Below are 17376 nucleotides of genomic sequence, written 5' to 3' on the forward strand. Positions count from 1 at the left end.
GACATCGTCACTCACATCGTCTCTGAACAGCCCGATTGCATTGGCAAAGAGCCCAGTGGCGAGGCAACTCCCGGCTCTGGCACGCTTCGACAAGACGTAGCGGGCTCCCCTCTCGCCTGCCGCAGCAAACGCGCGCGACCTCCCAAGTCTCAATTCTCCCAAGTTTCCATTCTCCGAAGGTCTCGATGGTGAGGGTTTGGATCGCTCCTCGAGCGTCGGCCTCTCCGCATGTTTGAGTGTAGACAGAAACGTCAGCAGAAATCATACGCCCGATTTTTGTTTCGTCCCGTTCCAGCCAGGCTGCCCGTCACCAGGACGTCGGCCGATTTCCCACTAGCCGCGGGGGAGAAGATCAAGTCGCTTGAGCAAACCCAACAAAGACGTCAACGGATGCTGCTCCGGGCGGATAGGCTCGCGATCATTCCTGACTGCAGCGCCGAATCGCTATCCAGCTTTGTTGAACAAGCCGTCGCGACTGGAGCGAAGATCATCACGGACATTGGCGGGGTACGTAGATCTCACCGAGCTCAGGAATGACTATCTGCGGTTGCGGAACGGGGTAACCTGCGAGTCGCCGAGGAGCACCTGCCGATCGCTCATCTGGTGTTCGCCAACTTGACGGCCTGGCTGATCGGCCCCACCGTCAGCCGATAGCATGTGCAAGCCGACCTCCACGAGTTCACCTTCCGCTTCAATCGGTGATTCTATCCGTTGAACGCCTTCCGCTCTCTACTCGGGATCGCTGGCGAAGCCACGCCGACTTACGAAGCGATTTATTCCGGCGACGGCGTCATCCCACATGTCGCAACGATCGGTGAATAGGCACAGTTCATTGTAGCCCTCTTCTGAAACTCGTCAGCTTCTCGAAAGCTAACTCTCCTAGCATAGGAGCGTGGATCTTCAGACGGCGCTGCCATTGACCGTGATCGAAATAAACGTGGGAGCGCCTGATTGACGGAGCAAGCAGACGCATGGAGGGCGCCATATCTTTGCGCCCGACCGGCGGCGCTCCGGCTCGTTCAACACATCCATCAGGTATCGCTTCTTGTTCGTCGTGGACCAGAGGACGCTCTTGTGGTGGTCTTTAATCTCATATCCGAGGATGCAAATGTCGCTTAGCAATCTTTCGCTACCCACCACCTCGAATGCGTCTGAGTCCACGCTATCTCCCGCGGCCTGGTCGGCGCTCGGACCTTCCGCGCAGACAGCGCATCAGTCTGAGCAAAGCGCATTTTCGACCTTCGAGGCGATGCTGTCCGATTATTCGCTGGAAGACAAGACCAGCACTCTCTTCGTGCCGCAGGATGTGTTGCCGACGACGGCGAAGTCAGCGGCGAAAGAATTGGAAGGACTTGAGCAGCACGCGCTGGACCTTCTGCCGGCGGATGTGAAGGCGGCGATCGACGCATTGGAGCAGGATCCGCAACCATCATCTGCAATTGAATCCCCGGTTGTCGCACCCGCCCCTGTGCCAAGCTCGAGGATCACATGGAACGGGGGCACACTGAGCGACACCGAGTTACAGATCGTAGCAGTGCTGAACCGTCACAAGGACCAGTGCCCGCTCAGTTGGGACTCATTGGCGGACAAGGCCAACGATCCCTCCACGCCGCCAGATCTGAAGGCGGCGATCGAAGGATTGCAGCAGGACCCGGAGCTCTTCTATGCGATCGGCTCTCAGGGCGATGGCTGCTGCGGCGGCAAGATCAAGGCGAAGGATCTATCCGGGTTCTCCGACCATCACTCGCAGGTTGCCGCATTTCAGGAGCGGCAGGCGCAAAACTACGAGCAGAACTACGTTCCGTCCGACGGTACTAGCAACGGGCAACTGTCGGTCATGACGTTGAACGATGCATTGCGCGAGCTTTACCGCTATTCCGACAACCTGCCAAAGAACCTGAGCCTAGTTGATTTCAAGCAGATCGTCGACGGCAACGCCAAAACCGGCAAATGCCCGCCTCAGGTCATCGCGGCGGCTCAATACTTCCTCGATCATCCGCAGGACTGGAAGCAGTTGTACGGCGGTGCGATAGATAAAGTCCACAAGGAGGATTTCCTTCAAGTCGCTTCATCGTCGATGGGCCTGACGCAAACTGAGCTCGATACGCTCGACACGATCAACAAGAACCAGAGCGCCTTTTTTGGAAGCGGCGATCTGACCCGGGACAAGCTGGCGAGCATGGCCGACGACAAGAGTCTCGCCCCGAAGGTAAAGCAAGCAGCGTCGCAGCTGCTCTCGGATCCCCTGTTGTTTGGTTTGCTAAACAATTCGATTACGGGCTACACGACTCATCACAAGTTCTTCGATTTCGGCGGCGGCCATACGGTCGATTCCGGCAACATCAGCAACAACGACTTTACGCACTTCTACGGCAACATGTCGGGTGCGAACCATACCGTTCAGCAGACGAAGGCCCACGCCCCCCAAACCGCGGCCGAACAGGACGCCGCTGCCGAAATGATGATGGGCGTGGCGGACCAGCCCGCAATCAAGTCTCCGAAGACGAACGGCGGCGCCCTCATGCACGCGGTCGACGACGTGCTCAAGCTGGGCTCAAAGGTGCTCGACTGGGCCGCGACGGCCGTGGGGGTGCTCAGCTTCATTCCGGGCCTCGGAGAACTGGCGGATCTCGCATCAATGGGGCTCGAGTTCGAGTCGCAAGCAGCGAATCTTCTCCACACCGCCATTAGCGGAGGCAATATGAAGAAGGCGCTGGAAGAAGCTGGGCTCAATGTCGCGGCGCAAGCGGTAGGCTGTATCACTGGCCCCGAGGTCAAACTCGCGATGCGCAACGGGCTGGCAAAGAAGGCGATGGAGGAGGCCGTAAACGCCGGGGTCAACCTGCCCATTTCGGCGGCGCAATCCTATGCGGAGAACTATTTGAACAATGTGAAGACGCGGCTTGAGGCCGCCCCTGTGCAGGCCGCAGGCGTTCCCGGTCAGGTCGGCACAACGCAGTTGTCTTAGAACGTGGCCTGACAGGCACACTTGCGCCAGCGATTCGTGCCCATCCTGCCGATCCGCCCGCAGCGCAAGCTTTGGTGCGACGCTCGAGCGCGCGACGCCAAGAGTGTCGCAAGCCTGGTCGGCAGTGACGTCGAGCAGTCCAGTTTGATTGGCCGCGACTAGAGGCCTTCACAGGATTTCGATCTCCATCCGCTTCGCGCTCAACAACTGTTGCAGCTTGCGAAGCTGATCGAAGCCTCCGTCAATCGCGCGCCGGCATCATTTTCCTCACCGCCGAAGGTCTACGGACCTGATAGAGTTTTCAGTGAAACCGCCCATTCGGATTCACACTGTGCCGGCGCGCCTATCGAGACCGTCTTGCCCCGGCTCGAAGCCTACCAGCTTGTCTTTAGCGGACCACCTGGGCCGAGTCTCGTGGATATCTCACTGCGGCTTCCATCGGCTTAGTATGACTTTTTCCAAAGCTCGTCAGCTTCTCGAAAGCTACCGCTCCTAGCATGAGAGTGTGGATCTCTAGACGGCATTGCCGCCTGATTGACCATAGTGGACATGAACGAAGGGCAGCCATGGTCGGAGCAATTGGAAACGGGATTGGCGGCATTGGATCGTCCCTGGCGCGCGGGCCTCATGGAAATACTGACGGACACCGGCCGCACGCGCCCGCTCCGCATCCCGACCACTCGCGGCCGGGTGGCGCAGACAATCGTGAGCATGGTGCGGTTGATTCTAGCAGCACCTCGCAGGCCGACGCTCAACGCCAAGCCTTTGAAGCGGCTCTCAGCTCGATCGCAATGCAATTTACGAACGATGCCATGGCGGAATTCGACGATGCCATGGCCGAAACAGACGAGAATGCCTGACGTCGGATGGTCCGACGTCAGGAGACATGGCCCGTTAATGACGGGACAATTCGAACAGAAGGGTGAAACGATATGCCTGGTAGAATTGGTGCTTCTGGTACTGGGGCTGTGGGTGGTGCGCTTGGCGGAGCCGTGAATGCGGGTATAACGGCGGGTTCCGAAGCCGCAGGGCAAGCCGAGTTCCAGAAGCAACTCGCTGCTCTGACGGCTGTTAGCGAAGAGGCTGCGGAGCGGAGCGTGACGGAGCGCGTCGTTACGACCCAGCTCCAGTCCATCAAGAAGGTGGCCGACGAGCGCGTGCAGTAATGCTGCAAGCAGGACGCTTCGACCGCCACGCGTATACCGTACCGGCGGCGCCGTGAATAAAACTCGGAACGAGCCGCACGGCAACTGCCGTGCGGCTCCTGACTTTGTTCAGGAGGTTATCCGTGGATGAAGCCCCTTCCCTCCATTTCGAAGTGCTATCGGGACTTTATTGCGGATTGAGCAGGAAAGCGGCTATGGGAACGAGCCTCATCGGTTCTGGTCTCGATGCCGATATTGTCTTCGTCGAACAAGGCCTTGAACCGCATCATCTTCGCGTCACCCTGCTTTGCAATTCGATCGAGATCGAGGTCCTTTCAACCGGAATTAGTATAGAGGACAAGGGCAATATTGCAGCAGGCGAGCGCGTTGTTTTTCCTCTTCCTATCGTCATTCGAGCGGGCACAATGTCGATTCGCTGGACTGTTCAGGATTCAGCCCCAGCCGGTTCGATTGGCCCGTCGCGTGTCTCGCTCTTAACAGTCGCCATCGTGTTACTCGGCCTTCTCGGCATCGGAACATTCTCAGCCGTGTTCTTCGACAACGCCAGCGCCGGTGCACCGAGCATCGCTTCGTCGCATGGCGTCGAACTTGGACCCAAGCTGACCGTCAACCGTCCTGATGATCGTATCATCCACTCAGCGGCCGAACTCCTGCAAGAGGAAGTCGATAGAGCCGGCCTGCTCAATATCAAGGTCAATTCCGGATTGGGTATTGTGACCGCTGAAGGCGCGGTTCCGCCCGCCTTGGCCGCCAGATGGCAGGAGGTCCAGCAATGGTTCGATCATCGCACTCATGGCACGCTAACGTTGGTCAACGGAGTGGCCGTCAAGGAGGAGAAGGCGCCATCTTCAATTGCAATTGAAGCTGTTTGGCGCGGAACCCCGCCCTATCTTCTTGTCGGTGGGCAAAAGTATTTTGTCGGCGCCTTGTTGAGTGATGGATGGACGCTCGATCGAATTGAAGAGAGACGTGTGCTGCTGAGCCGGAACGGCCGCCTTGCTGCCATCTCCTTTTAGAGTTTCCAGACCCGGAAGATAGGCGAGAAGAACGTCATGACCAAAATGCCCCAACATGCTGTCGGGCCAGGCACCTCTTTACATAGGTTCGATATCGACGACAGCGTGCCAGCAATCGAGCCATCCGTCCGTCGTGTCAATAACATGGAGGTCGATGGTGCTCATGCGAATGGCGGCAAGACAAAGGCATCCACCTGGTGGGACACGCACACGCAGGATCTGCGCGACGGCGCCGCGATCGAGGCCGTGCCGGAGGTTCCGCGAATCGAAGCAGTCACGCGCGTCGGTCTCAACGAGACGCGCGCCGGCACCAATGAGATCGACCGCGCGCAACTGGCTTCACCACTTTACGGAGACAATCTCGCACGTGGCCTGCTCTCGTTCGTCACGCCACACCTGCGTCACCCGGAGGTGCTGTGTGCAGAGAAGCATGGTGTTCTTCTGGAACGCTTGGCAGACGTGCTATCGGCTGCGACTGAGGGGACGGTGGCGCGTGAAGGTATCGTCGTTCTGCAGCAGGAGCTTGGGTGGCTGATCCAGCTGCGGCAGAATCGGAACAGCTTGATCAAAGGCTAGCAATGGTCGTCTGCGACGGAGCGCTGCTTTCTAACCCTATCCAGCCTACCGCTATTGCCAAATCCGGCGATATCTCGCTGATCTCCGAGCAGGAGCGCGATTTGCTCTGCGCACTTTCCTATGTTCATCTTGCGTGTGGGCAGAGCGCACAAAGTCTTTCTCTGTTGCGGCTTGTCACCGACGACAATTCGCAAGACGTCGGCATACTGCGCATTCTCGCCTATGCTCTCATCTCAGAGGGCCTCGGCGATGAAGCAATCGCGGTTTTGGATAGACTGGACACACTTGATACGCAGCCAGCTTCGCGCCTGCCCTTGACTCTGTTGCGCAGCCACGCCCTGCGGCGGGTCGACCGTATGGACGAGGCGCGCGAGGTTTTCCAAAGTTATGTTTCGTTGCGTGACAGCACAGTCCCCGTCCCACAAGAAGGGGCACCATGACCAACGCCTTGCGTAATTTCATCGCGCGCACGCCGGCCCACCCGGATTTGATGGTGGCGTTGATGCTGCTTCTGGCGATCGGAATGATGATCGTGCCGATCCCAATCCTGGCGATTGACACGCTGATCGGATTCAATCTGGGCTTTGCTGTTTTGCTGTTGATGGTTGCCCTGTATCTCAGCACCCCGCTTGATTTTTCGTCCCTACCAGGCGTCATCCTAATCTCGACGGTATTTCGTCTGGCGCTGACCATCGCAACGACCCGGCTGATTTTGGCTGAGGCGGATGCTGGCAGCATCATTCACACATTCGGCGATTTCGTGATATCAGGAAATATTGCCGTCGGCATCGTCATATTTCTGATCGTGACCATGGTGCAGTTCATGGTTCTCGCCAAGGGCGCCGAACGGGTCGCAGAGGTGGCGGCGCGCTTCACGCTCGACGCTCTGCCGGGCAAGCAGATGGCGATCGACGCGGAGCTGCGCAACGGCCATATCACTCAGAACGAAGCCCGGAGCCGGCGCTCTGCACTGGAGAGAGAAAGCCAACTCTATGGCGCGATGGACGGCGCCATGAAATTCGTGAAGGGCGATGCCATCGCCGGGCTAGTGGTCATCTGCATCAACATGCTAGGCGGGATCACCATTGGCCTGCTCTCCAAGGGCATGTCCCTGGATGAGGCCCTGCATCAATATACGCTGCTGACCATAGGTGATGCGCTAATCTCGCAGATTCCGGCGCTGCTGCTATCTATAACGGCCGCAACCATTGTTACTCGTGTAAATGGGCCTTTTGGACTCAACCTAGGTACCGACATCGTTAACCAGCTCACGGCCAGTACGCGCGCGTTACGGCTGGCCGCCTGCGTGTTAGTTTTAATGGGCCTCATCCCAGGCTTCCCTCTGCCCGTCTTTCTCGTCCTGGCTGCAGTGTTTACCGCGGCGAGTTTTGTCAAAGATGCTGTGCAAGGCGCCAAGGCAGGCGCCAATGTGGCTGCTATGGCTCCAGCACAGCCTCACAAGCAAACCCTGCCTGCGGAGGCACTTCCGATCGCATTGTTCCTTGCACCGAGCCTGACACGGGCGATCGACAAGGAGGATTTGCAACAGCAGATCGCACGCGTATCGGACCTGGTATCCGCCGATCTTGGCATCACCATTCCTCGTATCCCTGTCCAAGTCGATCAGCAGTTGCCTCAGTCGCAATTCAGGGTAGATGTTGAGGGGGTGCCGGTCGAACAAGGTTCGGTTGACCCGACGCAACTCTCGCTCACCGACGACCTGGCGAACCTTGAATTGAGCGGTATCCCATTTCGGCATGACCGAGACACGAATCGGATCTGGATCGAACAAAGCCATGCATCGGCCCTCAGGGCCGCCGGCATTGGACATCACCGTGCGAGCGAACTCCTCGCCTTGTGCGTCCATTCGGCATTGACTCGCCATGCACAGCGCTTGATAGGCATTCAGGAGACGCGCCAATTGCTGGGCCGGATGGAGCAGGAATATGCCGATCTGGTGAAGGAGGTGCTGCGCACGACGTCAATTCCCCGGATCGCCGATGTGCTCCGCCGCCTACTTGATGAGGGCATCCCGATCCGCAACACCCGCCTGGTCCTGGAGGCCTTGGCCGAATGGAGCGAGCGTGAGAAAAACGTTGTTCTGCTGACCGAATATGTTCGCTCCGGTCTCAGGCGACAGATCTGTCATCGCTACGCTAACGCGCACCGTGTTGTGCCCGCTTTTATCATCGAACGTGAAACTGAAGATATCGTGCGCAGCGCAGTGCGCGATACCGCCGTCGGACCCTATCTGGCTCTGGAGGACCGGCACAGCGAGATGCTCCTGTCACAAATGCGTCAGATACATTCGCGCATAGCTGCCGGTCGGACTCAGCCTGTCATCCTCGGTTCAATGGATGTCCGGCGCTTCGTACGCGGCTTTCTCACTCGGAACAGGATCGATCTCGCTGTTCTGTCCTATCAGGATCTCGCCTCCGATTTTGCAATCCAGCCGGTCGGATCCGTCAAACTCACAGCCGTGAAGGATAACGCTCAGCCCAAGCAACATCATAGCATCATTCCTGCAACCGCCTAACGGCGCTTAGCAGCCGATCGAGAGATGGACGGAATGAATTCGCTTAAGAAAACGGCGGCACCACGGTTGTATCCACCTCGTCCGGCTTCGCGCTCTGCTCTCCTGCCTATACTGGCCATTCTTCTGCTGGTCGGAGGTTGCGCTGGCTGGGATAAGTCAGTTCCTTCAGTACAGCAGTCGCCGTCCCCAGAGTTGCTCGGCGCCAGGGATGTCGATCCAGCTATGCGCGAACGCATTGCGCGCGCCGTCGGTCGAGACGTCGACGAGGAGACTCTGCGCGACGCGCTGAAGCAAGAACCTGGCAATGTCGATGCTGCGATCAGTCTTGCGCAGGCGCTGCTGGCTCAGAAGCGCCTGGATGAGGCGCTTGAGGTACTCGACAAAGTCCTGCTTGCAGTCCCCGGTGATTTGCGCGCGTTGAACGCCAAGGGCGTTATCCTCGATAACGAGGGGCGTCATGACGAAGCACAAGCACTATATCGGCAAGCGCTCGCCATAGAGCCAGAAAATCAGATGTTGCGTAACAACCTCAATCTGTCGCTCGCGCTCGACGGCAAGACCGACACCGCTAGCGCCAGGTCGCAACCAGCGTCACATGAGGCGCCTCAGTTGGCCCGATCGCGATAGCGCTGGCCCTTTCGCGTAAAGGCGGTGCGCTTAACGCCGCCGCGTCAGCTCGCCGTCAGCGAGGGTCCAGACTCAATTGAGCCAGTATGCAGCCCTCTTCGCTGTTCTTGCCATTCTGCCGCTCGATGGATGCGCTGACCGGGAAAAGTCGGCACCTTCAGTGCGGAAGACGCCAACATCAGAGTTATTGGGCGCCGAGGATATCGATCCTGCTATGAGCGAGCGCATTGTGCATGCCCTCGGTCGCGATGTTGACGAGGAGACTTTGCGTGCCGCGTTGAAGCAACAACCGGGCAACCTTGACGCGGTGATCGCTCTTGCTCAGGCCTTGCTGGCCCGCAAGCGCTCGGATGAGGCACTTGAGTTGCTCGACGACGTCTCGCTTGCAGTACCTGGTGACCTGAGCGCGCTGAACGCGAAGGGCTCTCTTCGACAACGAGGGGCGTCATCATGAGGCGCAAGTGCTATATCGGCCAGCTCTCGCCATGAACCCCAGGAATTCCACGTTGCGTCATAATGTCAGCCTGTCGGTCGCCCTTGACGGAAATGCCGAACCCGGGAGCACCAGCCCAGAGCCGGTGTCGGACGAATCGCATGCGTCGGTGCGATCGCGATAGCGCAGGCCTTAAAACCTGCTTGCGACGTCCGTCAGCTTGTCGTCAGGCAGGCCGAATAACAATCTCCGAAGGGCCTGACAGGCCTACTCACAGTGCGAAAACACCATGCCGACAGGATCGCATCGCCATGTACAGCCGAATCAGTGGCCCATCCAACATCCAACCTACGAGTATTTCCGACGTTGATGATGATGCGGACAGCCAGAGGTTTGCGGACGCGTTTGCTGGGATGCACATGGCGGAGCCGAGTTCCTACGCTAGTTCATCTTCGGCGGCAACACGACCGTATTCTCTCGCTCGCAATCCGCCCGTGGTGGAAATCTCAAGTTCTTCATTCGAGGAAAAAGTGAAGGACTTTTATAGCGACGAAATAGAGCATATCGCCGCGAACCCGCAGCAGTACTCGCGTGCTGTATCGTTGAAAGCCGAACGCGCAGCATACGTTGCCTATCGCCACGGCAGCACGGACTCCGATTCGAAAGACGCGCGATATTTCAGCTATCAGCTAGGCAACAAGAGCGTTGGACTGCTTCGCACGGAAGGCGGATCCAGCATGAATGATGTGTTCGAAGGAGATCAGTGGAGGAACCAATTTCCCGGGCGGACCGAAACCACATCCACTATAGATTTTCGGGTTACTCATCCGCTTGTAGATAACGCAGGCGATATTCTCCTGGAACATCAGCTTCGGCTCGACGGCGAACGACCGTTGATCCTCTCTAATCCCGTGAACCCAGAAGCAAAAGCCCGCGCAGCAGCGTTGGGTTTTGTTGATGTAACTAACTCGACGATGGCGCTTGACCCAACCCAGCACCCCGACAAGTGGACGAAGAACGGTGACGGTGAATGGCAACGAGCAAACAAACCTCCACTGTATCTGTCCAAAGCCGACGACACTGAAGGCAGCGATATCGATGATGTCGAGCGTACACCAACTACTCCGCCCGATTCGGACGACGATGACTTCATGTAGCGTGTTGGGTGGGCCATCAAGGAAATAATTCATGCTGTCGACGCGACCGGACTTGGCAGAGGCTCCGCATACCCGAGGCTCTATCCACGGACCGGCAGCAGCCGCGTTCAGATGTTGTCAGCATAGGGGAACACTACTACCCACTGACAACCCGGTCCTCAGGAACTCTAGTTCGCGCGGCCCTGGGACCGGCAGCACAGAAAAGGAATCGTTGCACCGTTGCAGGTTTCGGCGGGGAGCCAATCAAGTTGATCGGTGTTTCCCACCCCTTCGTCGGTCGTCGTGATATTGAGGGTACGCTAGCTGACATCTCCGCGAACGGGAGGAGAATAGTGGGTCCTACCGTGTGCGCTATCGCCTCGGGTGCGGAAATGACTAAAGCATGATCCGGAAAAGTGTGAAGCGGTTTTCCGGAAAGATCATGCGCAAACAACAACCTAAAGCGCGATGACGATTCATCCTAATCTCATCGCGCTTTAGAGAGGCCGATCGTAGCAAGGACTTTCAACTATGAACGACAATTGTTCGTACGGGCGATTCTACGCCTACGCGATGGGCCGAACGCAAACAAGTGCTGGAATTCGCTGAGTGGCTAGCGGAAAGGGCTCAAGGTGAGTCCGTCTCAGAGCCGTGAAGTGAATTAGCTTCATCATTGTCGCCGACCTCACACCTCGTCCGGCATCGGCATAGGTGTGCAAGACACTGCCAACATGTCTCAACAGCCCTCGATTCCAATCTGCCCCCGCTGCAAGCAAGCGATGACCTTGGCCTCGCCGCAGAGAAACAGAGGGCTCACCCATCTAGCGATGCTTCAAGTGCGAGGCTGGCTGACATAGCTGATGATCTCGGCTTTGGCGTCCCCCTCGCAGGTGCCGCGAATTGCCTCAGGTTTATGGATCATCTCCACAAACGCACCAGCATCGTCATCCGTCCGCGCGCCAGCACGCGCCCGGTCGACAAGCATCATCGGCGCGCGCTGCGCCGATGAGCAGGAGCTTCAGTAAGGGGCAGACGCCCTCACCGCTACGATCCGCCTGCCCCACCGCTACGATCCGCCTGCCCCGACCGGCCCGTCCACTTTTGCGGTCTGCGCAGACGCTGCCGGCCGGAGCGTGAGGCCGTAGTCTCCGAGCACTTGACGTGTCAGCGCGCCCTTGATCTCGCGGGCGATCTCGTCGCGGATCTCGGCTCCGAGCAGCCGTTCGGCGTCGGCGTCGCCGACGAGGTGATGATCGGCGAGCCGTTCCGTCAGTCGACTCTTGAACTCATCATCCATCGCATCGACGAGCCGATCCTGCATCTCTGCATGAGCTTCGGGTGCGATGCGGCGCAGCACCGTCTCCCAGGGCTGCCAGCTCGTTGCCAGATAGTCGGCGAACCCCACCGCCTCCTTGTTTCGCACGGAGGTCTCGGCGGTGGCAAGGTCGTGTTCGGTGACGTAGGACGCGCCGTAGAAGCGCATGTGCGGGGCGATGTGCCTGAGGTCCAGCCGGTCGCGCAGTTTGACTTGATATGCGAGATAGACTTCTATCTCGTCGACCAACCGGAGTGAGTTGACCTTGTCGCGGGCGATCCTCTCCAGCTCGCCCAAACGGAACATGACGCGACCTTGTTCGAGGAGCTTGTCGAGCCGCGCGTCGTAGGCTCCCTCCACGACATCAGCGTTCAGCCGTGCGTTCTGCATTCCGTTCCAAGCCAAAGTGATGCGATCCTGGCAGGTCGCGCTCGCTCCGACGGCCGACTGGAAGTACTGGGCGCGCAATCCCGGCCTGGTCGCCGCCTGCCGCAGATCGTCTACCACCGCTTGGCGGAACTTGCGATTGCCATAGTTCACCGTGTCCAACAGCCTGTCGAGGAAGCGGGCGTATTCTTGCGCACCCGGCTCTTGGGCGAAGGCCTGCCAGGCAGCTATTGCCTCCGGCTCGTCAGGTAGCCAAGCCGCGACTGCCTCGCACAGAGGCCGCGCTTGACCTTGCGTCGTCCCGTCGCTCATCGAGAAGAAGACCTGCGGGCCGGCATAGCCCTGGCTATTCAAGATTGTCGCCAGGTTCGCCCGCACTCGCTCCGACAGTGGATTATTTACCAGATGAACGCAGCAGTCAGAGCCGAGCTGCGTCAGCAAAGTTTCGGGCAGGCTCGTCAGCAGGTTGCCGACAAGGTCGAGGTCCTCCACTCCTACGGGGAGAGTCTCGGGTAGACCAGCCAGACGGTTCCTGCCAACGTTGAGCCGCTCGAGCTCGGCCGGGAGGATCTCCGGCAGGCTGGCCAGCTGGTTGTCGCTGGCGTCGAGCTGCTGAAGCGTTGCTGGGAGGGTATCGGGCAGACTGGGGAGCTGGTTCCTACCAACGTTGAGCCGATCGAGCCCGGCCGGGAGGATCTCGGGCAGGCTGCTCAGCTGGTTGTCGCTTGCGTCGAGCTGCTGAAGCGTTGCTGGAAGGGTATCGGGCAGACTGGGGAGCTGGTTCCTACCAACGTTGAGCCGCTCGAGCCCGGCCGGGAGGATCTCGGGCAGGCTGCTCAGCTGGTTGTTGCTGGCGTTGAGCTGCTGAAGAGTTGCTGGGAGCGTATCGGGCAGACTGGTCAGCTGATTGTTACTGAGGTCAAGCCACCGGAGCCTTGCCGGGAAGACGGGCAGACGGGTTAGCCGATTGCCGCTGGCATTGAAATTCTGAAGGCCGGCCGGAAGAGTGTCGGGCAGGCTGGTCAGCCCGTTGTTGCTGGCGTCGAGCCAGCGGAGATCGGTCGGGAGATCGATAGGCAAGCTGCTCAGCCGATTGTGGCTGGTGCCGAGCCCCTGCAGCTCTGGCGGCAGCCCGACCGGCAAGGTGGTTAGGGACAAGGATACCAGATTCAGCGGCACGTCGACATCACCCGCCTCCTGCCAAGCTCTCATTCGGCTTACTGCCTCTCGCCGATCCTCCTGTTCGCCCTGTCCCCCTTCGGCGGCCCAGCCCTCCAGGAGCCGGCGTTGCGCCGAGGCAGGGCCGGCGGCCGCTTGGGTCAAGGCTTCGACCCACTGTGCTGCGGCCCGGGTGAGACCGCACAGGCAACCTTGCCGGTGCCCTCGTTCGGAAGCTTCGGAAGTGATGCCAGCGCTTCGCTGAGTCTGTCCTGTGTTCATAATACCCCTTCGCCGACACGAATGAAGGAAGTGGCACCGGAACGGCGATTCTCCAGGTTGATGGCCATGCTGCCCCATTCGCTCTCGGTCAGATGCAGCCGATCTCAGTACATCCGCACGAAGTATGATTCGTCCAATTGGTTGATATTTTTGAACGGAACCAACGCACTCTCCTTCGCAGATCAAGCCGGATCTGGCAGTCTGGACAAGTACGTCCCACGCTAGGAGGCTTAGCTGTCGATAAGCTGACGAGCCGCAGAACGATTCGCAGTGTGCCGACGGCCCCCATCGATGGGGCCGCATTCATCCACTTGCGCAACGTCCCCATGCTGACGGGCATTCGATGCCATTCGATCAGCTATGTAGCGACAAACAGGGCTTCTTCCGCATATTTGGTGCAGGTCCCTTTTGCTTTTCATCGAGCGCGTTGTGCATTGTCAGGCGGCTGCCAGCAGCCTGTTTTTGAGTAGTGCATATCCTGAACGCCCATACATCTGGCGCTTGATCGTCTTGAGACGTGTGATCTGTCCCTCGACGGGACTGGTGCTCCAGGGTTGGGTGGTGGCTGCGCGGACAGCTGCAATGTCGCGGCCGATGCCTTGCGCAAGCGAGGCCAGTTCGCTCCTCGAAGCATCCTCGATCCGCAGCGCGACTCCGCGCGGCGACAGACCGGCGGCACGCAAATCGAGAATTTCGGCATAGAGTGAATGGCGGTGGCTGCGCCGCGAGCGGCGCAGGGCCTCAAGGTTCCGCGAAAGGTCCCAACGAGAACGGGTGTTGCCACAGAGAGCCATGCCGTGGCAAATTGCGGGCTACCCTGGGCTACACCCAGGGGCCACACCAGAAGCTCCTGGGGTGCAGAAAGGCCTCATTTTACGGGGCTTTCCCGAAGCCGTTCCATTATGGCGGAGAGAGGGATTCTCGCTAAAGTTGATTAAGTCCGTTCAATATCAACATCTTGCAACTCTAGCCTCCAACCCCGTCCGAGGATTTGAAAAGCAGCGGGCCGCAACCAAACAACTGACGAATTTCGGTGTTGCCACTCCTCTTCATGTTCATGGATTGAACGTGTTACCTTGCGGGAGGGCGTCTTCGGACAACACCGCGGCTTGAGTTCGCAGGCGTCGCAGTCATACTTGCTGGCCCGATACGCCAGTGTCGCTCCGTCGTTCACCAAGGCCCCGGTGGAAGCCAGCACCTTGCCAGCCGGGCAGATGTAGACGTCGCTTTGCTGGTCATAGGCAAAGTCTCCGCGCGAGAAGGCGCCGTCGGTCCGGGCCGATTTGTCGAACACCCGGATGTGCGGCTCGATCGCCCGCTCCTCGACCAGCCAGCCCAGCATCTCCGCCGACCCATAGGCACTATCAGCGACAATGCGCTTGGGACAGAGCTCTAACAGGCTGTTGAAGAAGTCTCTGGCGAGATGGCGTTGGACGTGATTCTCTCGATGGTTGAATCGGGAGGCCGGGATGCGGGGATCGGACGAGCGGTCAGGATCGCTGTTCAGTTACGTGGACCTTGAAGCGCGGGTTCGCCCTGATCACCCCTTGCGGAAGATCCGGGAGATCGTAAACGCTGCGCTGAGCGATCTATCGAAGGCATTTTCAGGACTTTACACGGACTTTGGCCGGCCCTCGATTGCACCGGAGAGGCTGCTTCGGGCCATGTTGCTGCAAGCCTTTTACGGCATCCGCTCGGAACGACAATTGATGGAGCGGCTGGAGTTCGACCTGCTATTCCGCTGGTTTGTCGGTTTGGGCGTGGACGATCCGGTGTGGGACCACTCGACTTTCTCCAAGAACCGCGACCGGCTGTTAGAGGGTGAGATAGCCGTTAAGTTCCTCTCGGCGGTGCTGGCTCAGCCGCAAGTGAAGCGGCTTTTGTCGAGTGATCACTTCTCGGTGGACGGCACGCTGATCGAGGCGTGGGCTTCGATCAAGAGCTTCCGCAAGAAGGACGGAGGCGACAACGATAGTGAGGGTTCGGGGCGCAACGCTGAGCGCAGCTTCCACAAGGAGAAGCGTTCAAACGAGACGCACCAAAGCACGACCGCCCCGGAAGCCCGGCTGTACAAGAAAGGAGACGGGCGGCCTGCCAAGCTCTGCTACATGGGACATGCTCTGATGGAGAACCGCCATGGCCTGGCGGTCGGCGGCATCGTCAGCCAGGCCACCGGCACTGCCGAACGAGAGGCGGCGCTGGCGTTGATTGATAGTCGCCATCCCACAGGCCGGCGGATCACGCTCGGCGCGGACAAAGCCTATGACGTTACGCAGTTCGTGCACGACTTGAGGGAACGATCGGTGACGCCGCACATCGCGATCGACGGACACCTCAGCAAGACCGGCATCCCGCGCAAGACAGCAGTCGATGCCCGCACCACCCGCCATGCCGGCTACGAGGTCAGCCAGCGCTGCCGCAAGCGGATTGAGGAGGTGTTCGGGTGGATCAAGAGTTCCGCCGGTCTGGCCAAGGTAAAGCTGCGGGGGCGCGAGCGTGTGGACGCCGCCTTTACGTTGGCGCTCGCGGCCTACAATCTGATCCGTCTGCCTAAGCTGCTGGCGGTGCAGCTATGAGCGTACGGGGCAAATGGCGTGTCGTGGAAACGCCCGATCACGACATGGCTGGGCCGGGCTCTTACATCCTGTTCGCAGCCGAAGGCGGCGAGTTCGCCCTCGATTGCCTCACGGGGGCAATATATGGCCGTTGCGAAGGTAACGCCGTCGAGTTCATATGGGACGGCAGAGACGAGATGGAGCCCGCAAGAGGCCGTGGTTGGGCAGAAGAGCTCGCCGATGGCTCGCTTGAAGGTGAGATATGCCTCGAAGGCGGTGACGACATTCCCTTTATCGCCCGCCGATTGGCTACTTCTTCAACAGCCTGCTAAGCGCTCTTCCGTGCGCTCGATCATCGTACGGGTTGCGCCGACCTCGGTCTGCCGGATGGCCCGCGTCGCCTCGACATCGACGATAATCGCTGCCTTCAGCTCAATCAGGTAGTTGTTGGCGTAGGCAAAGAAGGCATGTCCCTTGTGCGCGCCTGTCCATTGCGCGGCCGGGTCCGCCTTCGAGATGAACTTCGGCACCGTCTCGCTCGCTGCGCCCCAAGCCGCCTGATCCAGCGTGTCCGGATACTCCCGGACGAACGGCGCGTCTTGGCGATGGCCTCCCAGTCGACGTCGTCAGATCCAGCGACGGCGCGCGGCTTGTTGGCATCGGCGGCAATCAGGCTGGCATCGACCGCAAAGGCGGATCCCTCGACCAGCCGTTCTGCCATGCACCGCTGGACCACAGTCTCGAAGAGCTTGCGTAGCAGATCGCAATCGCGGAAGCGGCCATGCCTGTTCTTGGAGAAGGTCGAGTGGTCCGGCACCTCGCCGTCTAGCCCGAGCCGACAGAACCAGCGGTAGGCGAGGTTCAGGTGCACCTCCTCGCACAACCGCCGCTCGGAGCGAATGCCGTAGCAGTAGCCGACCAGCAGCATTCGGACGAGCAGTTCCGGATCAATCGAAGGCCGGCCGGTGGAGCTGTAAAATGGCGCCACATGGGGCTCCGAACGTCCGACAGATTGACAAACCGATCGATTGCCCTCAGCAGGTGGCTGACTGGAACGTGCCGCTCAAGCGAGAACTCGTAGAACAGCGCCGCCTGGTCGACCTGCCGCGGACCCATCATCGATTCACATCTCCCGCCCCACTCGGACGAAGTGAATCAGCGACCTCCCGCAGCTTCAAGAGGCGAGTTTTTTTTCAACACAATCCGCCAAAGCGGCCGTCA

General features: G+C 59.3%; 14 protein-coding genes and 3 pseudogenes. 12 read left to right on the top strand and 5 right to left on the bottom strand.

What is annotated here, in order from left to right; genetic code table 11:
- Window positions 1–1108: 1108 nt before the first annotated feature.
- From AXW67_RS26225 to AXW67_RS40910, 10 genes are all read left to right on the top strand, one after another.
- Complete coding sequence (locus AXW67_RS26225; protein ID WP_063680235.1) at window positions 1109–2968, top strand: HrpF/NolX family T3SS translocon protein; 1860 nt, start codon at window positions 1109–1111, stop codon at window positions 2966–2968.
- Between the two features lie 566 nt (window positions 2969–3534).
- On the top strand, window positions 3535–3828 hold the full coding sequence (locus AXW67_RS42195; protein ID WP_063705405.1) for a hypothetical protein: 294 nt from the start codon (window positions 3535–3537) through the stop codon (window positions 3826–3828).
- A 132-nt stretch (window positions 3829–3960) separates the two neighbouring features.
- Complete coding sequence (locus AXW67_RS26230; RefSeq protein WP_245315728.1) at window positions 3961–4134, top strand: nodulation protein NopA; 174 nt, start codon at window positions 3961–3963, stop codon at window positions 4132–4134.
- 122 nt (window positions 4135–4256) lie between these two features.
- Window positions 4257–5150 carry a SctD/MshK family protein gene (locus tag AXW67_RS26235; RefSeq protein ID WP_063680272.1) on the top strand — a complete coding sequence of 298 codons (894 nt, stop codon included), beginning with the start codon at window positions 4257–4259 and terminating at the stop codon, window positions 5148–5150.
- 36 nt (window positions 5151–5186) lie between these two features.
- Window positions 5187–5726: a hypothetical protein gene (locus AXW67_RS26240; protein WP_063680237.1), complete on the top strand. Its 540-nt coding sequence runs from the start codon at window positions 5187–5189 to the stop codon at window positions 5724–5726.
- The gene (gene sctY, locus AXW67_RS26245; protein ID WP_245315730.1) at window positions 5678–6166 is read left to right on the top strand and encodes a type III secretion apparatus assembly chaperone SctY; all 489 of its coding nucleotides are present in this window, start codon (window positions 5678–5680) and stop codon (window positions 6164–6166) included. The genes AXW67_RS26240 and sctY overlap by 49 nt, the downstream gene beginning before the upstream one ends.
- Window positions 6163–8262: a type III secretion system export apparatus subunit SctV gene (gene sctV / locus AXW67_RS26250; protein WP_063680239.1), complete on the top strand. Its 2100-nt coding sequence runs from the start codon at window positions 6163–6165 to the stop codon at window positions 8260–8262. Before sctY ends, sctV begins: the two co-directional genes overlap by 4 nt.
- Before the next feature lie 222 nt (window positions 8263–8484).
- Window positions 8485–8889, top strand: a complete 405-nt coding sequence (locus AXW67_RS40900) for a tetratricopeptide repeat protein (protein ID WP_245315732.1) — start codon at window positions 8485–8487, stop codon at window positions 8887–8889.
- Between the two features lie 76 nt (window positions 8890–8965).
- Window positions 8966–9343 (top strand): tetratricopeptide repeat protein, encoded by a 378-nt coding sequence (locus AXW67_RS44335; RefSeq protein ID WP_136624066.1) that lies wholly within the window; start codon window positions 8966–8968, stop codon window positions 9341–9343.
- Between the two features lie 290 nt (window positions 9344–9633).
- Complete coding sequence (locus AXW67_RS40910) at window positions 9634–10479, top strand: hypothetical protein (protein ID WP_063705258.1); 846 nt, start codon at window positions 9634–9636, stop codon at window positions 10477–10479.
- An 811-nt stretch (window positions 10480–11290) separates the two neighbouring features.
- On the opposite strand, the gene AXW67_RS42835 is transcribed toward AXW67_RS40910, so the two are convergent.
- From AXW67_RS42835 to AXW67_RS26280, 4 genes and pseudogenes are all read right to left on the bottom strand, one after another.
- Window positions 11291–11446, bottom strand: coding sequence for a hypothetical protein (locus AXW67_RS42835; RefSeq protein ID WP_161491291.1), 156 nt, complete (start codon window positions 11444–11446; stop codon window positions 11291–11293).
- Between the two features lie 78 nt (window positions 11447–11524).
- Window positions 11525–13372: an NEL-type E3 ubiquitin ligase domain-containing protein gene (locus AXW67_RS26270; RefSeq protein WP_245315734.1), complete on the bottom strand. Its 1848-nt coding sequence runs from the start codon at window positions 13370–13372 to the stop codon at window positions 11525–11527.
- 665 nt (window positions 13373–14037) lie between these two features.
- Window positions 14038–14232: pseudogene (locus tag AXW67_RS44340) on the bottom strand (ISL3-like element ISAzs13 family transposase); the annotation flags it as partial.
- Between the two features lie 422 nt (window positions 14233–14654).
- Window positions 14655–14990 (bottom strand): annotated as a pseudogene (locus AXW67_RS26280) (IS5/IS1182 family transposase); the annotation flags it as partial.
- 79 nt (window positions 14991–15069) lie between these two features.
- Between AXW67_RS26280 and AXW67_RS26285 the strand changes: the two are divergent.
- The gene (locus tag AXW67_RS26285) at window positions 15070–16176 is read left to right on the top strand and encodes an IS5 family transposase (RefSeq protein ID WP_063680244.1); all 1107 of its coding nucleotides are present in this window, start codon (window positions 15070–15072) and stop codon (window positions 16174–16176) included.
- Window positions 16173–16487, top strand: a complete 315-nt coding sequence (locus tag AXW67_RS26290) for a hypothetical protein (protein WP_063680245.1) — start codon at window positions 16173–16175, stop codon at window positions 16485–16487. Before AXW67_RS26285 ends, AXW67_RS26290 begins: the two co-directional genes overlap by 4 nt.
- Here AXW67_RS26290 and AXW67_RS26295 read toward each other — a convergent pair.
- Window positions 16488–17274, bottom strand: a pseudogene (locus AXW67_RS26295) (transposase); the annotation flags it as partial.
- Window positions 17275–17376 lie beyond the last annotated feature (102 nt).

Source organism: Bradyrhizobium neotropicale (genome assembly GCF_001641695.1).
Classification (GTDB): Bacteria; Pseudomonadota; Alphaproteobacteria; order Rhizobiales; family Xanthobacteraceae; genus Bradyrhizobium; species Bradyrhizobium neotropicale.

Coding starts and splice junctions, on each gene's coding strand:
- AXW67_RS26225 (WP_063680235.1), top strand. CDS start 1,109: ATGTCGCTTAGCAATCTTTCGCTACCCACCACCTCGAATGCGTCTGAG.
- AXW67_RS42195 (WP_063705405.1), top strand. CDS start 3,535: ATGGTCGGAGCAATTGGAAACGGGATTGGCGGCATTGGATCGTCCCTG.
- AXW67_RS26240 (WP_063680237.1), top strand. CDS start 5,187: ATGACCAAAATGCCCCAACATGCTGTCGGGCCAGGCACCTCTTTACAT.
- sctV (WP_063680239.1), top strand. CDS start 6,163: ATGACCAACGCCTTGCGTAATTTCATCGCGCGCACGCCGGCCCACCCG.
- AXW67_RS40900 (WP_245315732.1), top strand. CDS start 8,485: ATGCGCGAACGCATTGCGCGCGCCGTCGGTCGAGACGTCGACGAGGAG.
- AXW67_RS40910 (WP_063705258.1), top strand. CDS start 9,634: ATGTACAGCCGAATCAGTGGCCCATCCAACATCCAACCTACGAGTATT.
- AXW67_RS42835 (WP_161491291.1), bottom strand. CDS start 11,446: ATGATGCTTGTCGACCGGGCGCGTGCTGGCGCGCGGACGGATGACGAT.
- AXW67_RS26270 (WP_245315734.1), bottom strand. CDS start 13,372: ATGAGAGCTTGGCAGGAGGCGGGTGATGTCGACGTGCCGCTGAATCTG.
- AXW67_RS26285 (WP_063680244.1), top strand. CDS start 15,070: ATGCGGGGATCGGACGAGCGGTCAGGATCGCTGTTCAGTTACGTGGAC.
- AXW67_RS26290 (WP_063680245.1), top strand. CDS start 16,173: ATGAGCGTACGGGGCAAATGGCGTGTCGTGGAAACGCCCGATCACGAC.